Origin of the sequence: Halosaccharopolyspora lacisalsi, from assembly GCF_014137975.1 — a bacterium.
GTDB lineage: Bacteria > Actinomycetota > Actinomycetes > Mycobacteriales > Pseudonocardiaceae > Halosaccharopolyspora > Halosaccharopolyspora lacisalsi.
The window spans coordinates 179,525-201,574 of the sequence record NZ_JACGWZ010000006.1 but is presented as its reverse complement, the minus strand read 5'-3'; the positions used below and the strand labels follow the sequence as shown (position 1 = coordinate 201,574).

The following is a 22,050-nucleotide window of genomic DNA, read 5'->3' as shown; positions in this document are numbered from 1 at the left end:
TTCCTCAGTCACGCCCCCGATCATCCATCGGAGGCCGGGTGAATGGCCACCTCGGTGGCCTTCACCACGAACCACACCTCGTCGTCGACGGCCAGGGACAGCTCCGCGGCGGCGGCCGGAGTGACGTCGGCGGCGAGCACGGCTTCGAAGGTGCGCGTCGCGGCACGCAGTCGAACCACGTCCTCCCCGCGCGGTTCGAGTCCCGTCAGCCGTACCCGAACGGCGTTGCGCGGGCTCCCGTGGGGCGGTTGCCTGTGGACGGCCACGGCCGAGGGAGCGAACACCGCGGCCGCGGGCCGGTCCCGCTCGATCGGCTCGACGACCCGTCCGCTGATCGCGACGTCACCGGCCAGGACAGCGGAGTCGCCTCCCGTGCCGCCGACGAGGTTGAGTCCGGCGATGCGCGCGGTGAAGGCCGTCCGCGGTCGAGCCAGCACCTCCCGCGTCACCCCCTGTTCCACGGCGCCACCCTCGGACAGCACGAGGACGCGGTCCGCCAGGACCACGGCGTCCAGTACGTCGTGGGTCACCAGCACCGTGGGCCTTCGTTGCCCGCGCAACACCCGATGCAGCAGTCCGCGCATGTCGGGTGCTGCGTCGACGTCCAGTGCCGCGAGTGGTTCGTCGAGCAGCAGCAGGTCGGGGTCGGCGGCCAACGCCCTGGCCAACGCGACCCGCTGGGCCTGCCCTCCGGAGAGGCCGCCGGGCCTGCGCGCGGCCAGCTCGGCCGCCCCCACCTCCTCCAACCACGCGTGGGCGCGTGCTCGCGCGGCGGCCTTGCGGACACCGCCGGCCCTGGGACCGAAGGCGACGTTGTCCAGCGCCGACAGGTACGGGAACAACAACGGTTGCTGGGCCAGCAGACCGACACCTCTGCGATGCGTCGCCACGGACACGGCCCGTTCCGCGTCGAACCAACGGTGGTCACCGAGCTCGATGCTCCCGTGGTCGGGCTCGACCAGGCCGGACAGCGCCGAGAGCACGGTGGATTTACCGGCACCGTTGGGGCCCACGATCGCGAGCACCTCACCCGGCTCCACGGCGAACGCCACCTCCAGGGTGAACGCCGCGCGCCGCAGCGTGATCCCGGCCCGCAGTCTCGCTGCGCTCATGATCGACCCTCCACCGCCTTCGGTCTGGCGACCACGATCACCACCAGGGCGATCACCACCAGCAGCAACGACATCGCCACCGCGGCATCCACATCGGACTGGGCCGTGGTGTAGATGGCCAGCGGCAGGGTGCGAGTGGTACCGCGCAAGCTGCCCGCGAACGTGATCGTCGCACCGAACTCGCCCAGCGCCCTGGCGAACGTCAGCACCAGGCTCGATCCCAGCGCGGGCAGTAGCAGCGGCAGGGTCACCCGGCGAAAAGTCAGCCACGGCCCCGCCCCGAGGGTCGCCGCCACCTGCTCGTAGCGAGCGCCGGCCGTACGAAGCGACCCTTCGAGCCCGACCACGAGGAACGGCATCGCCACGAAGGTCTGGGCCAGCACGACGGCGGAGGTGGTGTAGGGGATGGTCAGGCCGAAGACGTTCTCCAGCAGGCCGCCCAGCACTCCGGTGCGGCCGAGCAAGTACAGCAGGGCGAGACCACCCACGACCGGAGGCAGCACCAGCGGCAGCAGTACGAGCGCCCGCACGACGCGCAGACCGGGCAACCGGCTGCGGGCCAGCACCAGGGCCAACGGCCCACCCAGCACCACCGACAGCGCGGTCGAGATCAGGGAGGTGTGCAGCGACAAATTCAGCGCGGCCAGCGCTTCGGGACTCGTGAGCAGGGTGGGAAGCCTGGTGGGGTCGATGCGCGTCAGCAGCCCCAGCACCGGCAGCACCACGAGCGCGAGCGCCACGATCGCGGGCAACCAGAGCGGAACGGGTACCCGAACACGGGCCGACGCCGATGCGGGCGGGCGCCTCGTTCCGCGCCGAGTCCCGAACCTCACGGTGCGCCGAATCCGTACTCGGCGAGAATCTCGCGCCCCTTCGGGCCGCGTACGAACGCCATGAACTCGGTAGCCAGCTCGGGATCGGCCGCATCTTCGAGGGACACGACGGGATAGGTGTTGAGCACCTCGTGCGAAGCGGGGAAGTCGATGGACCGGACCTGTTCGCCCGCCGCGTGCGCGTCGGTGACGTACACCAGCCCCGCGTCCGCCTCACCGGCGACGACCTTGTTCAGGACGTCCTTGACGTCGGTTTCCTCGCTGACCGGGCTCAGCCGAACTCCCGCGACGCGCTCGACCCTCTCCGTCGCCGCGCCGCACGGCACCTGCGGTGCGCACGTCACCACCTTCTCGCCGGGACCGGCGAGATCGGCGAAGGAGGTGACGCCGGCCGGATTGTCCGGCGGGACGACGATGGTCAGCCGATTCGTGGCGAAGGTTTTCGAGTCTCCTGCGGCGCGACCGGAGCGGACCACCTTTCGCATGGTCCGGGCGTCGGCCGAGGCGTACACGTCGGCGGGACGACCCTGCCTGATCTGCTCGGCCAGCAGGGACGATCCCTGGAAGTCGAAGTCGATGCCCACATCGGGGTGCTCGGCCACGAACGCGTCGCGAATCTCGCGGAACGACTCCATCAGCGAAGCCGCGGCCAGCACGGTCAGCTCCTTTCTCCCCTGGTTGCCGGCCTGCCCGCATCCGGTGAGCACGGCCAGCAGCAACACCAGCCCGCCGACGAGGAACCTGTTTCTCATTCGCGTTCTCCCGGTGTCTCCACCACGACCGTGGTCGACTTGACCACGGCGACCGCCTGAACTCCCGGTTCGAGACCGAGCTCGCGCACGGCCTCGGTGCTCATCAGCGAGACCACCCGTTGTCGCCCGCACTGGAGCTCGACCTGGGACATCACCTCGTCGGAGAGCACCTCGGTGACCAGCCCGACGAAGCGGTTCCGGGCCGAACACCCGATACCGGAGGGATCCGGCGTCGATCGGGCCTGCGAACGCGCGAAACCGGCGAGCACCGATCCGTCCACGACCAGGCGCCCGGAGAGGTCCCGCTGAGCACGAAGGTGGTCGGCATCGACCCAGCGGCGAACCGTGTCGTCGCTGACGCCGAACAGCTCGGCCACTTCGGAAATCCGGTATTGCGGCACGACAGACACGATAAGCCCGCATCCACGGGTAAATCCAGGGTATAAATTCCGCATAAGCGGAAGCATGAGAAATTCGTCGGTTCCTCCTAACGACGCTCGGTCACCGAGTGCCCGTTTGAACACCGGCACAAAAGCCCGCTGAGCATGTCGAACTTCGTCGGGATCTGCGGTTAGGCTCGGGGTGTGACAGCCGTGGACCTGGGACTCCCGGTCGTGGCACCCACGACCGATACATCCGCACGTCCGGACACGCCGTACTTGGTGGACCGCTTCGGTCGGGTCGCCACGGATCTTCGGGTATCCCTCATCGACAAGTGCAATCTGCGCTGTACCTACTGCATGCCCGCCGAGGGACTGCCGTGGCTCAAGCGCACCGAGATGCTCGACACAGAGGAGATGATCCGCCTCATCCGGCTCGCGGTCGAAGAACTCGGGGTGACGACCGTGCGCTTCACCGGCGGCGAGCCGCTGCTGCGCCAGGACCTCGTGGACGTCATCACGGCCACCACCGAGCTCACCGGCCGCCCCAAGACCTCGCTGACCACCAACGGCATCAACCTGGGTCGCTACGCCGACCAGCTCGCCCGAGCCGGACTCGACCGGGTCAACATCTCCCTGGACACCCTCGACCCCGAGACGTTCCGGGAACTCACGCGACGGGACCGGATGGACGACGTCCTGAGTGGCCTCGACGCGGCGAAGTCGTCCGGCCTGGAGCCCGTCAAGGTCAACGCGGTACTGCTGCGGGGGGTCAACGATCACGAGGCGTGCGATCTGCTGCGGTTCTGCCTGGACAGGGGCTATCACCTCCGGTTCATCGAGCAGATGCCGCTGGATCCCCAGCACGGCTGGGACCGCGAGGAGATGATCACCGCGGACGAGATCCTCGAGATCCTCGGCACCGAGTTCAGCCTCACGCCGCACTCCGCCGAGCGCGGTTCGGCGCCTGCCGAGCGCTGGTTGGTCGACGGCGGCCCGGCCACCGTGGGAGTCATCGGTTCCGTCACGCGCCCGTTCTGCGCCGACTGCGACCGCACCAGGCTCACCGCCGACGGGCAGCTGCGTTCCTGCCTGTTCTCCCAAACCGAGACCAACCTGCGGGAGCCGCTGCGCGCGGGAGCCGACGACGGGGAGATCGCCCGCCTGTGGCGGGAAACGATGTGGGCCAAGGCCGCCGGCCACGGCATGGACAGCGAGGGCTTCGCCCAGCCGTCCCGACCGATGAGCGCGATCGGGGGCTGAGCGCGGTGTCCGTCCACCCGGAACGCTCTCGTGCCGCCACGGACGAGGACGGCGCCGCGCTCGTCCGTGTGCGGTACTTCGCGGGTGCACGAGCGGCGGCCGGAGCCTCCGAGGAGCGCGTGCGTGTCACCGCCTCCGGTACCGGCCCCACGGCCGCGGACGTGATCGACGCCGTGGTGGCATCGCACGACGACCGACTCGCCCAGGTCGTCGCCGCCTCCAGCTTCCTGCTCAACGGGGTGGCGGTACGCGACAGGTCGGTCGAGGTGACCGACGGGTGCGAGTTCGACGTGCTTCCACCGTTCGCCGGCGGTTGATCTTCGGGGCCTTCGCGCCGAACGGCCCTTCCGCCCCGGCCGATGGGCCGGGGCAATACTTGTCCGCGCGTGCGCGCGGGCACACGTACGCGCGCACGTGTGCGCGTACGTAATTACCGCACGCCACAACTCACGTCGGCGTGTCGGATGCACTCTTTCGAGTGGTTCTTCAGGGGCCCATCAGCCCGTTCTCGGAGGGCTGAACCATGCCGATCACTCGGTCGAGTGACTCATCACTTGGTACACAGTCGACAGTCACCGACCGCGTCCACATGCACCTCTTCAGTGACCTGCCGGTAACGCGCAACACGAGGCACACAGCCACAAAAATGTCCAATCTGACGTAACGCCGAGTTGACCAACGAGTTCAGGCCCCCCCTCAAGGGTGAGCCACGCCTCACTGTCGGTGATCGAGTTGTATCAGGACACGACTCGATAACAACGCTCTGATCAGCGAAAACACCCCGGATCGGAACACCCGTACATGGCGTTACTGTGATCAGCGTCACCATCACTGCGATTTCCGTTCCCGTTCACGATTACGTACCGTCCTCATCGGTCGGCCCCGAACCGACCAGCAAGGAGCCGGGAGTCCGCAGCGCCTAACCCTGTCCAGCGGGCTTCCTACCCCCGAACGAAACAAAACCGGACAGGGGCGGGGGAACCACCACCGGGCGCCCCGACGCCCTAGGGGTGAAGCCGACTCACCGAGCCGGCCGGGCTCACCGAGTCCGAACCCGACAGCTCACTTCGCAGGCGCGGCAGGAGAGAGGGAAATGGCTCGCTACAAGGGCAAGCACCGTAAGTCCTCCAACACGGCCCGCAACGCCGCACGCATCGCGGTCGCGGGCGCCGTGGTCGCTTCCCCGATCGCGATCGCGGCTCCGGCCAGTGCAGCCGACTGGGACGAACTCGCCCAGTGCGAGAGCAGCGGCGACTGGCACATCAACACCGGTAACGGCTTCTCCGGTGGTCTCCAGTTCACTCCGTCCACTTGGAGCGCATTCGGCGGCGATCAGTACGCCGACCAGGCGTACCAGGCCACTCGGGCCCAGCAGATCGCCGTCGCGAAGAAGGTGCTGGAAGCCCAGGGCCCCGGCGCATGGCCGGCCTGCACCTCCAGCACCAACTGGACCAGCGGGAGCAGCAGCTCCGGCGATGTCTCCTCCGGGAGCAGCTCCGCTTCGGAGCAGAGCAGCTCCAGCAGCTCCAACGAGAGCTCGTCCGGTGAGAGCTCCTCCACGAAGCAGAGCTACTCCGCCCAGCAGTCCAGCTCGGTGCGGTCCAACGGGGCCGACTACACCGTCCGTGCGGGCGACACGCTCGGCAAGATCGGTCAGCGTTTCGGCGTGAACTACCAGGACATCTACCAGCGCAACACCGATATCCTGAGCAACCCGAACCTGATCTTCCCGGGTCAGCAGCTCGACATCCGCTGATCCCCGCGCGGTAGCGGTCGTCCGGCACGTCTCCCCGAAACGGTCGGACGAACCGCTCCTCGTACCCGGGCCCTCGCCGCCGACCCCCAGCGGCGAGGGCCCGTTCCATTGCTCCACAAACCGGCCACAGAGCCATTGAGCGACCGTGTAAGCCGGGAGGATGCCCGATCGGCCAACCAGTCCGTCAGGCAAGCGGCGAAGCCGCTTTCTCCCCATGCACGCGAGCCGACCACCCGCGGGTTCTCATTGAGGTTCTCCGGTCGGGTTGTCGTCAGAGCCCGGGCCGCTGTCCCAAAGGGCGAACGGACCGTTTTGGCACTCACACCGCCACAACGGCCCGTTCACCACGACGCCGGGACCTCCTTCGGGTGAACAACCCGACAAGAAAACATCAGTCAGACAGGGCCTCGCGAGGAAAGCTGGCACCATCACTGCGACGCGCGGCGTCTCCATGAGGGGCGGTGGCCGGGTTACGGGCGGGCCGTAGGTGGCCACTCGATGTCCCAGATCCCCCCAGCGAGACCCTGTCCGAGGTTCCGCTGCAGGAGTCCCACGTAAGCCAATCAGGACAATCAGGGCTAGGGGCAGTTGACCCACTCTTCGGTGGCGTCGTCGAAAACCTGCCGCTTCCAGACCGGAAGCCGCCTCTTGACCTCGTCCACCAGCTCGGAGCAGGCTTCGAAAGCCGCACGGCGGTGCTCGGCCGCGACAGCACAACCGAGTGCCACGTCGCCGATGTCGAGCAGCCCGACGCGGTGGGACGCGGCGATCGCGCGGACCCCTTCGAAACGCGACGCGACATCGTCGGCAACGGTCGCGATGACCTCCCCCGCGCTCGGATGCCCGACGTACTCCATCTCGCGCACCCCGCGCCCACCGTCGTGATCACGGACCACACCACCGAAGGTGACCACGGCGCCCGCGGAACGATGCTGGACGGCACGAGCGAGCGCGTCGACCTCGACGAGCTCCTCCGTGACGTCGGCGCGCAGCACCTCGGCCGCCGCGGTGGGCTCCGAGGATTCGCGGGCGGTCACGTGGTCTCCACCGTGGACCTGGTCCACCGCGTGGTCGAGCACGCCGTCCAGCACTCCCAGACCGTCCCGCACACCGCCTCGCGAGCCGGGCAGGTTGACGATGAGTGTCCGACCGGACACTCCGGCCACTCCCCGCGAGAGCACCGCTGCGGGCACTTCGGGAAGGCCCGCCGACCGCACGGCGTCGGCCAGTCCGGGAACCCGGTAGTCGAGCACCTCGGCGGTGACGTCCGGGGTGCGGTCGGTGGGACTGATTCCGGTACCACCCGTGGTGATCACCACGTGGGTTCCGGCGGCGACGGCGGATCGCAGCGCTCGGCCCACGGGATCGCCGTCGGCGACCACCTCCGGATCGGAAACCTCGTAACCGCGCTCACGCAACCAGGCGACGATGATCGGGCCCGTGCGGTCCTCGTAGACGCCGGTGGCCGCCCTGTTCGAGGCCGCGACCACGTGTGCCGTGCGTGCCGTCATGTGCTGGCTCCCGTCTCCCGTACCCAGGTACCGGTTTTGCCGCCCTCTTTGCGTTCCACGCGAACGTCGTCGAGCGTCGCGGCCGGATCGACGGCCTTGATCATGTCGTGCAGCGCCAGACCGGCGCCCGTCACGGCCGTCAGCGCCTCCATCTCCACACCGGTGCGGTCGGTGGTGCGGACGGTCGCCGTGATCCGTACCCGGTCCCGCGCCGTCTCCAGATCCACCCGTACGCCCGAAATCGCGATCGGATGGCACAGCGGGACCAGGTCGGGGGTTCGTTTGGCCGCCATGACTCCCGCGATGCGGGCGGTGGCCAACGCGTCGCCCTTCGGCAGGTCGTCCCGCAGCAGCAGACTCACGACTTCTGCGGTGGTACGGACGACGCCGGAGGCCACCGCGCTGCGGGCGGTGGCCTCCTTCCCGGCGACGTCGACCATCCGGGCGGCGCCGGTCTCGTCGACGTGGGTGAACTCCTGCGGTGAGCGGTCCTGCTGGGCCATGCGGCGACTCTAGAACACGACACCGTCACCGCGGTGCGGTCACCCGCCTCAGAACTCCAGGTCCTCGCCCAACCCGGCGGAGGCGGCACTGCCGGAGAGAGCGGGAGAGCCCTCGGGGCTCTGTTCCGACGCGGCGGCCCGGCGCACGGCGTCGGCCACCGCGGGCGCCACGGTCGAGTCGAACACGCTCGGCACGATGAACGAGGCGTTGACCCGGTCGTTGCCGTCGACGACATCGGCGATCGCGTTCGACGCGGCGATCATCATGTCGTCGGTGATGTCGTGCGCGTGGGCGTCGAGCAGACCGCGGAAGAACCCGGGGAACGCCAGCACGTTGTTGATCTGGTTCGGGTGGTCGCTGCGGCCGGTGGCGACCACGGTGGCGTGCTTCTGCGCCTCCAGCGGGTCGATCTCCGGGTCCGGATTGGCCAGCGCGAACACGATCGCGTCGGTGCTCATGGCCGCCACGTCCTCGGTGCCGAGGGTGTTGGGCGCCGAGACACCGATGAACACGTCGGCACCGTCGACGGCGTCGGAGAGCGTCCCGGTGCGGCCCTCGCCGTTCGTGCTCCCGGCGATGGAACGCAGGTTGTCGTCGGTGTCGCCGCGGTCCTGGTGCACGATGCCGTCGATGTCGACGGCGATGACGTCACGAGGCTGCTTGTGCCGCAACAAGCGGATGATGGCCGATCCCGCCGCGCCGACGCCGCAGACCACGATGCGGCAGTCGGAGATGTCCTTGTTCACCACGCGGAGGGCGTTTCGCAACGCTCCGAGCACCACGATCGCGGTGCCGTGCTGGTCGTCGTGGAACACCGGGATGTCGAGCTTGGAGCGCAGCCGCGCCTCGATCTCGAAGCAACGGGGCGCGGCGATGTCCTCCAGGTTGATGCCGCCGTAGACGGGGGCGATGAGCTCCGCCGCGCGGATGAGTTCCTCGGTGTCCTGGGTGTCCAGGCACACCGGCCAGGCGTTGACGCCGGAGAACTTCTTGAACAGCGCCGCCTTGCCCTCCATGACCGGCAGCGCGGCCTCCGGGCCGATGTTGCCCAGTCCCAGCACCGCGGAGCCGTCGGTGAGCACGGCCACGGTGTTGCGTTTGACGGTCAGCCGCCGCGCGTCGTCCGGGTTCTCCGCGATAGCCGTGCACACGCGGGCGACGCCGGGCGTGTAGGCGCGGGAGAGGTCGTCACGATTGGCCAGCGCGACCTTGGAGTTGACCTCGATCTTGCCGCCGAGGTGAACCAGGAACGTCCGGTCGGAGATCTTGCGGACGCTGACCCCGGACAACGTTCGCAGCACGCTGGTGATGTCGTCGGCGTGGTCGGTCGACAACGAGTTGCACGTGATGTCGACCACGATACGATCGGCGTGCGATTCGACGACGTCGAACGCGGTGATGACGCCGCCCGCGCGGCCGATGGCGCTGGTCAGGTCGCCCGCCGCGCTGGCGGAGGGCGGGGCCTCCAACCGAACGGTGATCGAGTACCCGGGACCTGGAACCGGCATGACTTTGCCCCTTCGAATGTCGTTGCTGCGCACGAACGAGGTTAGAGCCTGCCGGGTCGTACCCTCTCCTCGTCGTGAGGAATTATTTATTGATCTCAGTCACAGGATGCTCGTAGGAAACGCTGTCCTGCGGCATCGGGAAGGTGAGATCGCCGAACGGGGAGAGCGATCCCTGCCGGTCACTGGCGAGTTCGCTCACCGGGGACTTTCCGTCGGGGGCCTCCGGCCATGTGGGGTCGACACGGTCGTCTTCGGCCTTCTTTCCCGCCACGTCATCCTCCTGGGTCCGGTACATGCGACACCCCCAGTTTGCCCGATCCCCGCTTCGGGTAGGCGGCCACCCCGAAGGGCGGCTGCGCTCCACCGGGCCGGTTCACCCGGTACCGTGAAAGGGATGCCCGGTAGCTCACTGGTGGACTGGCTGCGCGCGCGCAGCGACGAAGAGCTGGTCGCGCTGCTGCGCGCCAGGCCCGACCTGGCCACTCCCCCGCCCGCCGACTCGTCGGTGCTGGCCACCCGCGCCGGCGTGCGCGCGTCGGTGGCGCGAGCCTGCGAGGACCTCGACTCGTTCACGCTGACCGTGCTCGAGGCGTTCGTGCTGCTGGACGCCGACGAGTCGCCGGTGTCGCTGTCGACGGTCAGCGACATGCTGGGTGCCGGGATCACGCCGGAACGCGTCCGGCGCTCACTGAGCGAGTTGCGTGAGCGAATGCTCGTGTGGGGCGACGACGCGGAGCTGTCGCTGACGCCCGCGGCGCGGGAGACCGTACAGGCTTTCCCCGGCGGCCTCGGCCGAAGCGTCGAGGGCATCACCACCGACGAGGCACGGCGGGTGGTGGACGAGCTCGCCGAGGACGAGCGGCGCCTGGTGGACAGGCTCGCGCAGGGTCCGCCGATCGGCCGCACCAAGGAGGCCGCCGATCAGGTCCCCTTCGAACGGGCCGAGACCCCGGTGCAGCGCCTGCTCGCCAGGGGCCTGCTGCTGCGGCACGACACCGAGACGGTGGAGCTGCCCCGGCAACTGGCGTGGGCGGTGCGCGGGGAGTACCCGATGGGCACCGTCGAGGACGAGGAACCGGCGTTGGAGCAGCGTGCCCACGACCGCTCCACGGTGGATGCCACCGCGGCCGGTGAGGTGCTGGAGTGGACGCGGCACACCGAACTGCTGCTGGACGCCTGGGGGGAACAGCCCCCGGACGTGCTGCGCTCCGGTGGGGTCGGCGTCCGTGATCTGCGCCGCACCGGCAAGGCCCTGGACGTCGACGAGACCCGGCTGGCGCTAGTCGTGGAACTCGCCGTGGCGGCGGGGCTCGTGGCCAACAGCGAGGGTGACGAGCCGCAGTGGGTGCCCACCGTGCAGGCCGACAGCTGGCTGGCCTCCGCTCCCGAACAACGCTGGGCCCTGTTGGCCCGCACCTGGCTCGACCTGCCCCGACTGCCCGGCCTGATCGGCGGACGCGACGAGAAGGACCGGCTGATCGGCCCGCTCTCGGAGGAACTGCGCCGCGGCTCGGCACCCCGCGAACGACGCCGGGTGCTCGACCTGCTCGACGAGATGCCCGCCGGACACGGCCTACGCGGCTCGGACGAAGCGGTGAACGTGCTGGCCTGGCGAGCGCCGAGGCGCGGCGGGCGGCTCAGGGACGACATCGTGCGCTGGACGCTGGCCGAAGCCACTTCCCTGGGCCTCGTGGCCCTCGGCGCGCTGACCACGGCCGGACGCACCCTGCTGGAAGGCGACACCGGCGAGGCCGCGCGGCAACTGGCCACGGCCCTGCCCGAGCCGCTCGACCACGTACTCGTGCAGACCGACCTGACGGTCGTGGCGCCGGGGCGGCTGCAACCGGAGCTCGCCACCGAGATGAACCTGGTCGCCGACGTCGAGTCCGCGGGCAGCGCCACCGTCTACCGGATCAGCGAGTCCAGCCTGCGCCGGGCGCTGGATTCCGGGCGCACCGCCGAGGACCTGCACGCCCTGTTCCGGGACCGGTCGCGGACACCGATACCGCAGTCGCTGACCTACCTCGTCGACGACGTCGCCCGCAGGCACGGTCGGCTTCGCGCCGGCACCGCTTCGGCGTTCCTGCGTTGCGACGATCCCGTGCTGCTGGCACAGGTGGAGGCCCACCCCGATGTCGCGGGGCTCGAACTGCGTCGGATCGCCCCCACCGTGCTGGTCAGTCCGCTGCTGGTCTCCGAGGTGGTCGAGGGCCTTCGCAAGGCCGGATTCGCACCGGTCGCCGAGGGGCCGGACGGTCGGATCCTCGATCTGCGCTCCGGCGCACGGCGTGTCCGCGTGCGCGAGCGCGCGAGCGCGCAACCGACCGCGTCGACGGTTCCCGACGACGAGCAGCTCGCCCGCCGCGTGCACGAGATGCGGGCGGGAGACCACGCGGCGGCGGCACGGCGCGGCAGCGCCGTGTCCCCCGAGCGCGGTCGCCCCAGTGCGGCGGCGACGTTGGAGCTGCTGCGCGACGCGGCGCGGCAGCGCCGCGACGTCTGGCTCGGCTTCGTCGATGCCCACGGCGGAGCGACGCAGCGCGTCGTGGAGCCGGTCAGCGTCGGCGGAGGCGTGCTCCAGGGCTTCGACCGGGGACGCGGTGAGGTGGGTGACTTCCCGCTGCACCGCATCACCTCAGTCGCCGTCGTGGAGAAGTGACGCGTCCGTGGTACGTGCTGGTCCGTGCCGGGGGTTTGACGATTTTCCCTAAAGTTGTGGCACAACTTTAGGGAAAATCGCACCACCACCGCGTGCTTGACCGCACCCTCAGCCCGAGGCCGCGGCCAGGCGTTGCTTCATGGCGTGCTGCACCAGCGTGATCAGGGACTCCTTGGTGGAGTCCTTGTTCCTGGCGTCGCACGTCAGGATGGGCACCGACTCCTCGATGGTCAGCGCCTCCCGCACGTCCTCGACCCGATGGTGCAGGACGCCGTCAAAGGTGTTGACCGCCACGACGTACGGCAATCCGCGATCGTCGAAGAAGTCGATCGAGGCGAACGCGTCCGCGAGTCTGCGGGTGTCGACCAGCACCACCGCGCCGATCGCTCCCCGCACCAGGTCGTCCCACATGAACCAGAAACGGTGCTGACCCGGTGTACCGAACAGGTACAGGATCAGGTCCTCGTCCAGCGAGACACGGCCGAAGTCCATCGCCACCGTGGTGGTGGACTTGTCCGGAGTCTGCCTGAGGTCGTCGATACCGACGCTGGCCTCGGTCATCACCGCTTCGGTGGTCAGCGGCAGGATCTCGGAGACCGAGCCCACGAAGGTCGTCTTGCCGACCCCGAAACCACCGGCGACCACGATCTTCGTCGAGGTCTTGCCGCCGTGGTTGCTGGCCGCTGCCGGATCAGAGCCTGCGAAGCCCACTGAGCACCCTTTCCAAGAACTCCATGGACGGCCGGTCGCCCACGACCATTCCACTATCGTGAATCTGAACCAAGCCGAGACCGGCCATGTCGCCGATCAGCACCCGCACCACCCCCAGTGGCAACCGCAGGTGGGCCGAGATCTCGGCCACCGACCGAGCGTCCGTGCACAGCCCGCAGATGGAGCGGTGCTCCGGACTGGACTGGGCGCTCTGCGTGCGACCACGTTCACTGGTGGTCACCAACGTTTCGATGGCGAGGTCGTAATCCGTACGGGTACGACCCCGCGTTCTCGCGTACGGCCGCATGAGCGAGCCGGTACCTTCCACGTCATCCTGACCGCCTCCGTCCTGCCCGGACAGCGCGGGCATGGACCCGGAGATGGACGGCATGGACTGGGAGATCGGCGACATCGGTTGCGAGATCGACGGCATGGACAACGGGCCGCCCTCGGAACCGTCGCCGCCGCGGGACCGACCGGGATCCGACTGCTCCGAGGAGTACTCGGAACCGAACAGGTCGGCCCCGGGACCGCCGAAGAGCCCGCGGTCGTAGTCCCCGTCGTTACCGCCGGGGCGGGCCCCCGCGTCGTGGGGGGGTCCGGACGAGCGCCCGCCCGCACGCGGGTCGTCCACGAAGTCGTCCTGCCAGGAGTCCGCGCCAGAACGCCTGCTGTACAGGCGGAAAAGGTCACCGTCCCAGCTGGGATCCGCGCCATCGGTCATGCTCTGCACTCCTCAACGCCGGCGAGGACGGTCATCGACCCATTCCTTGCAACTGCGCGCGCAACTCGGGTGTGAGTTGGCGCCCGACCCGCTCGACGAGCAGGGTCATCTCGTAGGCGACCAAACCGATGTCGGCGTTGGGGGCGGCGAGCACCGCCAGACACGACCCGTCGCTGATCGACATCAGGAACAGGTAACCCTGCTCCATCTCGACCACGGTCTGAGTCACATCGCCGGCTTCGAAACACCGGGCCGCGCCCTGAGTCAGGCTGACCAGTCCGGAAGCGACCGCGGACAACTGCTCGGCACGATCGCGTGGCAGGCCCTGCGAGCCTGCGAGCAGCAACCCGTCCGCGGAGACCACGACCGAGTGCGCGACGCCGGGGACGCGACGCACGAAGTCGGTGATCAGCCAACTGAAACTGTTGCTGCTCATGGGGTTCTGGACGGACCCGGTCACTCCTGCTCCTCGGGACGGCTCGGGATCGAGCGGGACTGTTCGTCGGTCGAGTCGAACTCGGCCTTGGCGTGCCTACCACGTCGGACGCCCTGTTGGAAGTTCGACATCCTGCCGCGCACGGCGTCGGCCGAGCGGGGCGCGGTGGGCTTCTCCGGGGCCGGGGCCGGGGACTGCGGCTGCGCCGCGGCCGACCCAGGGACCAGATTCGACTTCGGGTTGCGCTTGGGCAGCCCTGCCGTAGTGGTTTCCTGCTGTTGCTGATCCTGCGAAGCCAGCGCCTCGGCCGCCTGCCACCCGGCATCACCGGCACCCCAACCGGGGTCGGCGGTGCTCTGCGCCTCGTCCTGGCGAGCCTGCGCGACACGATCCCGCTGGTCGCGGGTGGCCGCACGCCGCCCCACACGAGGCACGTCGGAGACACCGGTCTCAGCGTCGTCGACGGGTGCACCGTTGAACATCGACCCCGGTGCCCGGGCCTCGTCGATGCCCGGTTCGTGCGGCTCGTTCTCACGCCGGGCCCTGGCTCGACCGCCGATCGCACCGACGGCGGCCGATTCGCCGTGGCCGTTGTGAGCCGCACCGTCGCGTGACGACACCGGCTCGGACGGGGACGGTTGTCCTTCCTCCTCCGGTTCACGGAACCACTGGGAAAGCACGGCCTCGTAGATGGGAAGACGTTGGGTCGGCGCGTCATCCATGTCGCTGGCGGTCCCCTCCGGCTGACTGTCGGACGTGGCCGCCACTGCCGGAGCCCCCACGCCGCTGTCCACTGGTATCGGGGTTTCCGCAGTACCTTCCCGTGCGTCCTCCCACCCGGTGTCGTAGGACTCCGTGATGCGTTCGAACTGGGTGGTCTTCTCGGCTTCGAAAGGACTGTGGAAAAGCCCACCGGGATCGTCGATCCCGGGAGGCACCCCGCACCGACCATCGTGCCCGTCACCCGGGTCCACGTCGATGCGGGCATCCTCACGGGGCCACTCCGCCTCGGCGACCACGTCGTCGGGTTCGTCCTCCCAGCGCGGTACGTCCGAAGCACCGTACGAATCGCCCGAGGCGATCTGCACCGAGTAGCTCGTGGCGAACTCTTCACCGATGTCGGAAACCGGCCACGACTGCTCGTCGTCCGGCTCCGGTTCGGGTGACCCGAGCGGAGCGACCGGCTCGGAGGGCTCCCGCTGGGGCAGCCCGCGTTGGGGCGGTTCGGGCTCGGGAAGGTTCCGCTCGGTGCCGTTCTGCGCGAAGGCCGCCGCCAGGCCCTTCTGCGTTCCGGTGTCGGACAACGCGTCCCGCTGCTCGTCGGCCGGCCGCTGCACGTCCGGCATCGGCATCGGGCCGTTCGGAGTCAGCTGCACGACGAACTCACCGGAGATGTGCACCCGCGCGGTGACGCCACCTTCGAGGTCGTCGTTGTTGTGCAGCTCGACGCCGATGTTGTGCCGCCGCGAGAGCTGGCCGACCACGTACAGGCCCATCCGGCGGGACACCGAGACGTCGACTTCCGGAGTGCGCACCAGGCGCTCGTTGATCTCGGAGAGATCGGAGGCGTCGATGCCCACGCCACGGTCCCGGATCTCCAGCACGAGTTCCTGCCTGCGATAGGCGGTGTGCACGGTGACCTCGGTGTCCGGGTTGGAGTACACGGTGGCGTTCTCCAACAGCTCGGCGATCAGGTGCACCACGTCGTTGACGATGCGTCCCTGGATCGCGAGTTCCGGCGCCTCCGAGATGGCGATCCGCGCGTACTGCTCGACCTCGGACACGGCAGCGCCGACGACCTCCGTCAGCGCGACGGGTTTCACCATCCGCCTGGTCAGGTCGGTGCCACCGAGAATGAGCAGGTTCTCGTTGTTGCGCCGCATCCGGGTCGCGAGGTGGTCCAGCTCGAACAGGCTGCTGAGCTGGTCGGGGTCCTGCTCGTCCTGCTCCAGTCGCTCGATCAGCGCCAGCTGGCGCTGTACCAGCGTCTGACTGCGCCGGGCGAGGTTGACGAACAGGTCGTTGACGTTGTTCCGCAGCAACGCCTGCTCGGAGGCCAGCCGCAGGGCCTGGGAGTGCACCGCGTCGAAGGAGCGGGCCACGCGGCCGATCTCCTCCTGGGTGTGCACCGGGATCGGCTCGATCCAGCCGCCGTGACCGCCGTCCGGGTTGGACTCCTCGAGGATCGAGTCGACGGAGTCCGGCAGCCTGTTGTCGGCCACGTCCAGGGCGGAGCGGCGCAGCGTGCGCAGGGGAAGCAGCAGCGACCGGGCCACCATCAGAGCGATCGCGAAGGCCAGGATCAGCGCACCGACCACCAGTACGGCCGCCACGTACGTCTGGGTGTTCGCGGCCGAGGCCAGCGAGTCGACCTTGTTCTGCAACTGGTCGCGCAGCTGCCGAGTCACCTGGTAGTTGAGGTTGACCGTCTCGGTCGAGTACCGCATCCACTCCTGCGGTGACAGGTCGCTGAACGAGTTGCCCTCCTGCGCACGCACCAACGCCGTTTCCTCGACGGTGCGGGCCCGGTCGACCATAAGACCGGTCACGGTGTCGCTGTAGGCCTGCTCCTGGGCCGGAGTGGCCCACTTGCGGAAGTCGCTCAGCGCGGCGTCGAGCTCGGCGTCGGCGGAGAGCAGGGCGCGCTGGTCGGAGGGGCCGAAGCCACCGGAGTGCAGCGCCGCGGCCAGCAGGGCTCGCTTGACCGATTCCTGCTCCTGGGCACGCGACAACGCGTTGGTGGCCAGGTAGAGCTGCACCAGCTCGGGGTTGTTGATTTCGGTGATACCCCGTTCACCGAGCCTGAGCAGGCGATCCACCGATTCCGTGTAGGCCCTCACGGCCGCGTCGGCCGGGTAGTCGCTGTTGTCCGACACCTTCCGCAGGTTGGCCAACCGATCGAGGTCGGAAGCAGCCGCGGCGAAGCGGGTGGCGACCTCGGAGTGCGAGCTCTGCCTGGCCTGACGGATGTCGGAGCGGAACTGCTCGATGGCGCGATCCACCGCGGCGCGCTGCTCGTTGAGCTCGGCGCGGTTGGCGGTCCGCCCGGACGCGATGTAGGCCACGGTCAGGTCGCGCTCACGCTGCAGCTCGTGCACGACCTTGCCCGCGCTGGTGTCGAGCTCGACCTGCTTGCTGTTGGCCGCCAACGTGTCGGCCTGCGCGTAGTCGGAGGACACCTGGAACGCGCCCAGGGACAGCGCTGCGATCGAGGGGATCAGCAGCACGAGCAGCAGCTTGGTCCGCAGCCGCCAGTTGCGCATGTACCACTTGCTGGTCCGAGCGCCGCCACCGCTGCCTGGGATGTCAAGCGGTCCGTGAATAGGACCCTGTGCGGACACGGGGTCCTCGTCAGTACCGACAGAGTCGTCACCCGTTGGGTGAGAACCCGTCGTCCCGAGCGCGTTGAACCGATCGGGACCTTTCTCTCCTCGGGCCACTCGAGGCTTCCTCATTCCGACAGTTACGGGCACGTGGCGCGGCAACCGGGGTCCTGTCACCACGAAAAGCCGAAATTTGCAGCTCACAGGACGGGAAACCGCGCAGGATCCCCCTCCGTCGCTCCATGGGAGCACGGGGGTTGCTTACCCCCACGGGCGGCACACAGCGTACTGGCGAAGTCCGCGACCGGGGAAGTGGGGCGCTATACGTAGCGTAGTTCACACCTGCTCTACGTTCACTCTTCCGAGTAACACCACCTCACAGCGGTCACACAGCCAAATACCGCGAGCACATATTCCGCAGTTTCGTTACATCGAGTGTGTAAAACATCGCCCTTCGTATTCCTCGTGAAACCGTCGTACGCACCGCAACCAGCGCGCCGGGACGATCGACGTTTTCACAGTGTGGACCCGATCCTCGGAGTGACGTCCCCCGCAGGGGCGGTGAGCGATTCACTGTTGACTCACGGTGTTCGACGCGTGAGAGTTACTGTCCTGTCGGCAGCCCGCCACGTCCCAGAAGAGAGCCCTCCACATGGTTCGGCGTCCCACGCGAGCCGGTCACGCTCCCGGACCGGCGAACGCCCGCCGCGCACCCGCGGTCCTCGTGGCCCTGTGCCTGTTCCTCCTGTCCGGGTGCGGTCCGCTCGGCGAGGTGAAGGGCGACAGCGGCGGCTCCACGGCTCCCGAACCGACGACGATCGACGTCGGCATCATGCCCTCGGTCGACGTGGCACCCCTGCACCTGGCGATGCGCGAGGGCTACTTCGAACGAGCGGGGCTGCGGGTCGAGCCGCGAACCATCTCCGGTGGCGCGGACGGAATCCCGCTGCTGAACAACGGATCGCTGGACATCACCTTCAGCAACTGGGTCACGTTCTTCCGGGCACAGCAGCGGGAGGGCGTCGAGCTCAGGGCCGTGTCGGACGGCTACCAGGCCGACACGGGAACGCTCCTGCTGATGCACATGCCCGGCGGGCCGGTCTCATCGCCCTCGGACCTCGCGGGCGAGAAGATCGCGGTCAACACCCGTTCCAACATCACGGAGCTGACCACGAGCGTCACCCTGAAGACCCACGGTCTCCAGCCCTCCGACGTCGAGTTCGTCGTCATGGACTTCTCCGAGATGCCCGCGGCCCTGCAGCGCGGCGACGTCGCGGCGGCCGCGATGATCGAGCCCTTCGCCTCCCGGGCCAATCGGCTGGGTGCCGAAACCCTGGCCGACACCGCGAAGGGCCCCACGACGGGCATGCCGATCGCCGGGTACGCGTCCACCCGGCAGTGGGTCGAGCGACACCGCGACGCCGCCGCCAGGTTCCAGCGAGTGATGGCACGTGCCCAGGCCGAGGTGGGCAAGGACCGCGGCAAGGTCGAGGACCTGCTACCTCAGTACACCGAGATCGACCCCAGCACGGCGGCCCTGGTCAACATCGGGAGCTACCCGACGACGCTGGACGCCTCCCGGCTCGAACGCGTCGTGGAGCTGATGAGGTCCCACGGCGTGCTGCCGTCCGGCGACGTCGACGTCGAGTCGATGCTGTTCGAAGCGCCCCCGAAGAAGTGAGGCGATGCTCCGGCGACGAACGGGCCGGCGGAGCCGGAGCTCGTCGTCGGGCGGCCCGCCCCCGCTCGTCGGACTCCCGCCGGGCCCCCTCCTGCTGACGGGAGCTCTCCCGCTCGCGGGACTCCTCGACCGCCCGGCGAGCGATCCGCTCGACCTCGGCGTCCACTTCCGGCGGCCACTTCCGGCGTCCACGCCGGCCGAATGTCGGTCGCATCCGGACAGCGCTCGGAACGGTTCCGCGTGTGATCGGCTTCCTCGTCGCTCCACCACAGCCCGCCGTTGTGACGCACGGCGTCACACATGTACTTACGACGCCATCGGGCGACCGGTGAAGTGGCTTACATGTTCCGGTCCGCTGCGGCAGTGGAATACTGGAGCGCGGTGCGACCGTTGGTTTCAGCGCCGCCCGCCCCCAGTGAAGACCCATTCCAAGGAGCCGCCCGAGGTGACTGACGGACCGCTGATCGTCCAGTCGGACAAGACCGTGCTGCTCGAAGTCGACCACCCCGGGGCCGACGAGGCACGCATCGCCATCGCACCGTTCGCCGAGCTCGAACGTGCCCCCGAACACGTACACACCTATCGGATCAGCCCGCTGGCGCTGTGGAACGCGCGCGCGGCCGGGCACGATCCCGAGCAGGTCGTCGACGCCCTGGTCAACCACTCCCGCTACCCCGTGCCCCAGCCGCTGCTGGTCGACATCGTCGAGACGATGGGCCGCTTCGGAAGGCTCGAGCTCAACCACGACCCCGCCCACGGGCTGGTGCTGAGCTCGCGGGACCGCGCGGTGCTGGAAGAGGTGCTGCGCAGCAAGAAGATCAAACCGATGCTCGGCGCCCGCGTCGACGACGACACGGTCGTGGTCCACGCCAGCGAGCGCGGGCGGCTCAAGCAGGCCCTGGTCAAGATCGGCTGGCCCGCCGAGGACCTCGCCGGGTACGTCGACGGTGAGGCTCACCCGATCGCGCTGAACGAGGACGGCTGGCACCTGCGCGACTACCAGCGGCAGGCCGTGACCTCGTTCTGGGCCGGAGGCTCCGGTGTCGTCGTGCTGCCCTGCGGCGCGGGCAAGACCCTGGTCGGCACCGCGGCGATGGCCGAGGCGCAGGCCACGACGCTGATCCTGGTCACCAACACCGTCTCTGCCAGGCAGTGGAAGCGCGAGCTCGTCGAGCGCACCTCGCTGACCGCCGAGGAGATCGGCGAGTACTCGGGCGAGAAGAAGGAGATCCGCCCGGTCACCATCGCCACCTACCAGGTGATCACCCGCAAGTCCAAGGGCGAGTACAAGCACCTGGAACTGTTCGACTCCCGCGACTGGGGGCTGATCGTCTACGACGAGGTGCACCTGCTGCCCGCACCGGTGTTCCGGATGACCGCCGACCTGCAGTCCCGGCGGCGGCTGGGGCTGACCGCCACCCTGGTGCGCGAGGACGGCCGCGAGAGCGACGTGTTCTCCCTGATCGGGCCGAAGCGCTACGACGCGCCGTGGAAGGACATCGAGTCGCAGGGCTGGATCGCGCCGGCCGACTGCGTCGAGGTCCGGGTCACGCTCACCGACGACGAGCGGATGAACTACGCCACCTCCGAGGCGGAGGAGCGCTACAAGGTGTGCTCCACCGCCAGGACCAAGGCCCCGGTGGTGCGGGCCATCCTCGATCAGCACCCCGGTGAACCCGCGCTGGTCATCGGCGCCTACCTGGAGCAGCTGCACGAACTCGGCAAGGCGTTGGACGCGCCCATCGTCGAGGGGTCCACGAACAACAAGGATCGCGAGGCGCTCTACGAGTCGTTCCGCCGCGGCGAGATCGACAGGCTCGTGGTCTCCAAGGTCGCCAACTTCTCCATCGACCTGCCCGAGGCGTCGGTGGCCGTGCAGGTCTCCGGCACCTTCGGATCCCGTCAGGAGGAGGCACAGCGACTCGGTCGACTGCTGCGCCCGAAGAACGAGCGCAAACAGGCGCACTTCTACTCGGTGGTCTCCCGCGACACCATCGACACCGACTACGCCGCGCACCGACAGCGTTTCCTGTCCGAGCAGGGCTACGCCTATCGCATCGTCGATTCCGACGATCTGCTCGGACCGGCCATCGCCGACAGCACCTGAGGGCGGCGGTACTGTATGAGCCAAGCGTGACCACGCACGCCGTGCGGCCGGTTGCGGTAGCGAGGAAACACGCAGTACCAGGAGATCGGATGAGCGCCGAGAAGCAGGGCATCACCACGGGGGGCCGCGCACATCGGTTCGTGGGACTGGCCGAGAACCTCGAACACCACGCCGGTCCACCCAGCGGAGCCGAGCCGCCGAACGTGCGTGGTGAGGACCGCGGCTACGGCCTGGTGTTCTTCCAACGCGAGGAGTACCACCTGACCACGGTCATCAGCTCCGGACTGCGCTTCCAGCCGATCGGCGCCGACCCCGCCCAGGAGCTCGCCTGCACCGTCTACCGGGAGCAGGCCGAGGCGGCGCGGTACCTGGTCGACCTCACCTCCCAACTGCTCGTGGGGCTGAACACGCACCTGGTCCCGGACCAGATCGTGCCCAACGAGCAGCCCCTGCTGGCCGGCACGGAGTTCCACGCGGTGCTGGCCAGCGGGCACCCGCTCTTCCCTCCCGAGTTCACCCGCTTCACCGACACCGAGGGCACCGAACAACTCCAGGTGTTCACGCTGCTGCCGGTGACCCTGGGCGAGTTGAACTTCGTGCTGGACAGCGGTGTCGCCGCACTGCGCAGGCAGTGGGCGCGCTTCGAGGTCGACGTCTTCGACCTCGGCCGCCCCAGCGTGGCCTGAGCCGAGCACCTTCGCGGCACGTCTCGTGCCCGTGATGCGGACGGGGAGCACCCGTACCCCTCGAACCGGCCGGCTTGTTCCCGACGATCACCGCGACGAGGCGT

The 22,050-nt window shown here is 68.9% G+C and carries 19 protein-coding genes and 1 riboswitch; of the genes, 7 read left to right on the top strand and 12 right to left on the bottom strand.

The window, feature by feature from the left end; genetic code table 11:
• Positions 1–20: 20 nt before the first annotated feature.
• The 4 genes from FHX42_RS19795 to FHX42_RS19780 all read right to left on the bottom strand — a co-directional run bounded on the left by FHX42_RS19795 (position 21) and on the right by FHX42_RS19780 (position 3,098).
• Positions 21–1,112 carry an ATP-binding cassette domain-containing protein gene (locus tag FHX42_RS19795; RefSeq protein ID WP_182545927.1) on the bottom strand — a complete coding sequence of 364 codons (1,092 nt, stop codon included), beginning with the start codon at positions 1,110–1,112 and terminating at the stop codon, positions 21–23.
• Positions 1,109–1,864 carry an ABC transporter permease gene (locus FHX42_RS19790; RefSeq protein WP_220480594.1) on the bottom strand — a complete coding sequence of 252 codons (756 nt, stop codon included), beginning with the start codon at positions 1,862–1,864 and terminating at the stop codon, positions 1,109–1,111. Before FHX42_RS19790 ends, FHX42_RS19795 begins: the two co-directional genes overlap by 4 nt.
• A 77-nt stretch (positions 1,865–1,941) precedes the next feature.
• Complete coding sequence (gene modA, locus FHX42_RS19785; protein WP_182545925.1) at positions 1,942–2,697, bottom strand: molybdate ABC transporter substrate-binding protein; 756 nt, start codon at positions 2,695–2,697, stop codon at positions 1,942–1,944.
• The gene (locus FHX42_RS19780; RefSeq protein ID WP_182545924.1) at positions 2,694–3,098 is read right to left on the bottom strand and encodes a TOBE domain-containing protein; all 405 of its coding nucleotides are present in this window, start codon (positions 3,096–3,098) and stop codon (positions 2,694–2,696) included. Before FHX42_RS19780 ends, modA begins: the two co-directional genes overlap by 4 nt.
• 183 nt (positions 3,099–3,281) lie before the next feature.
• On the opposite strand from FHX42_RS19780, the gene moaA reads away from it, so the two are divergent.
• The 3 genes from moaA to FHX42_RS19765 all read left to right on the top strand — a co-directional run bounded on the left by moaA (position 3,282) and on the right by FHX42_RS19765 (position 6,096).
• Positions 3,282–4,340: a GTP 3',8-cyclase MoaA gene (moaA, locus tag FHX42_RS19775; protein WP_182545923.1), complete on the top strand. Its 1,059-nt coding sequence runs from the start codon at positions 3,282–3,284 to the stop codon at positions 4,338–4,340.
• Between the two features lie 5 nt (positions 4,341–4,345).
• Positions 4,346–4,657, top strand: a complete 312-nt coding sequence (locus tag FHX42_RS19770; RefSeq protein WP_182545922.1) for a MoaD/ThiS family protein — start codon at positions 4,346–4,348, stop codon at positions 4,655–4,657.
• A 618-nt stretch (positions 4,658–5,275) separates the two neighbouring features.
• Positions 5,276–5,432, top strand: a riboswitch (cyclic di-AMP (ydaO/yuaA leader).
• Position 5,433: 1 nt separating this feature from the next.
• Positions 5,434–6,096, top strand: a complete 663-nt coding sequence (locus tag FHX42_RS19765; RefSeq protein ID WP_182545921.1) for a LysM peptidoglycan-binding domain-containing protein — start codon at positions 5,434–5,436, stop codon at positions 6,094–6,096.
• A 578-nt stretch (positions 6,097–6,674) separates the two neighbouring features.
• On the opposite strand, the gene FHX42_RS19760 is transcribed toward FHX42_RS19765, so the two are convergent.
• From FHX42_RS19760 to FHX42_RS19745, 4 genes are all read right to left on the bottom strand, one after another.
• On the bottom strand, positions 6,675–7,607 hold the full coding sequence (locus FHX42_RS19760; protein WP_182545920.1) for a molybdenum cofactor biosynthesis protein MoaE: 933 nt from the start codon (positions 7,605–7,607) through the stop codon (positions 6,675–6,677).
• Positions 7,604–8,110, bottom strand: coding sequence for a cyclic pyranopterin monophosphate synthase MoaC (gene moaC / locus FHX42_RS19755; RefSeq protein ID WP_182545919.1), 507 nt, complete (start codon positions 8,108–8,110; stop codon positions 7,604–7,606). Before moaC ends, FHX42_RS19760 begins: the two co-directional genes overlap by 4 nt.
• A gap of 48 nt (positions 8,111–8,158) precedes the next feature.
• Complete coding sequence (locus FHX42_RS19750; protein WP_182545918.1) at positions 8,159–9,619, bottom strand: NAD-dependent malic enzyme; 1,461 nt, start codon at positions 9,617–9,619, stop codon at positions 8,159–8,161.
• 82 nt (positions 9,620–9,701) lie between these two features.
• Positions 9,702–9,914 (bottom strand): hypothetical protein, encoded by a 213-nt coding sequence (locus FHX42_RS19745; RefSeq protein ID WP_182545917.1) that lies wholly within the window; start codon positions 9,912–9,914, stop codon positions 9,702–9,704.
• Between the two features lie 99 nt (positions 9,915–10,013).
• Between FHX42_RS19745 and FHX42_RS19740 the strand changes: the two genes are divergently transcribed.
• Positions 10,014–12,278, top strand: coding sequence for a helicase-associated domain-containing protein (locus FHX42_RS19740; RefSeq protein WP_182545916.1), 2,265 nt, complete (start codon positions 10,014–10,016; stop codon positions 12,276–12,278).
• Between the two features lie 108 nt (positions 12,279–12,386).
• Here the strand turns inward: FHX42_RS19740 and FHX42_RS19735 are convergent, their stop codons facing one another.
• The 4 genes from FHX42_RS19735 to FHX42_RS19720 are packed head-to-tail and all read right to left on the bottom strand — an operon-like array spanning position 12,387 to position 17,412.
• Complete coding sequence (locus FHX42_RS19735; RefSeq protein WP_182545915.1) at positions 12,387–12,989, bottom strand: GTP-binding protein; 603 nt, start codon at positions 12,987–12,989, stop codon at positions 12,387–12,389.
• Positions 12,970–13,713: a DUF742 domain-containing protein gene (locus FHX42_RS19730; RefSeq protein WP_182545914.1), complete on the bottom strand. Its 744-nt coding sequence runs from the start codon at positions 13,711–13,713 to the stop codon at positions 12,970–12,972. The genes FHX42_RS19735 and FHX42_RS19730 overlap by 20 nt, the downstream gene beginning before the upstream one ends.
• Before the next feature lie 31 nt (positions 13,714–13,744).
• On the bottom strand, positions 13,745–14,149 hold the full coding sequence (locus FHX42_RS19725) for a roadblock/LC7 domain-containing protein (RefSeq protein ID WP_182546127.1): 405 nt from the start codon (positions 14,147–14,149) through the stop codon (positions 13,745–13,747).
• Between the two features lie 20 nt (positions 14,150–14,169).
• Positions 14,170–17,412, bottom strand: a complete 3,243-nt coding sequence (locus FHX42_RS19720) for a sensor histidine kinase (protein WP_182545913.1) — start codon at positions 17,410–17,412, stop codon at positions 14,170–14,172.
• Positions 17,413–18,124: 712 nt separating this feature from the next.
• On the opposite strand from FHX42_RS19720, the gene FHX42_RS19715 reads away from it, so the two are divergent.
• The 3 genes from FHX42_RS19715 to FHX42_RS19705 all read left to right on the top strand — a co-directional run bounded on the left by FHX42_RS19715 (position 18,125) and on the right by FHX42_RS19705 (position 21,946).
• A complete protein-coding gene (locus FHX42_RS19715) occupies positions 18,125–19,153 on the top strand; it encodes an ABC transporter substrate-binding protein (protein WP_182545912.1) in 1,029 nt (342 codons plus the stop codon).
• 445 nt (positions 19,154–19,598) lie between these two features.
• Positions 19,599–21,260: a DNA repair helicase XPB gene (locus FHX42_RS19710; RefSeq protein ID WP_182545911.1), complete on the top strand. Its 1,662-nt coding sequence runs from the start codon at positions 19,599–19,601 to the stop codon at positions 21,258–21,260.
• An 89-nt stretch (positions 21,261–21,349) separates the two neighbouring features.
• A complete protein-coding gene (locus FHX42_RS19705; protein ID WP_182545910.1) occupies positions 21,350–21,946 on the top strand; it encodes a suppressor of fused domain protein in 597 nt (198 codons plus the stop codon).
• The last annotated feature ends 104 nt before the right edge of the window (positions 21,947–22,050 follow it).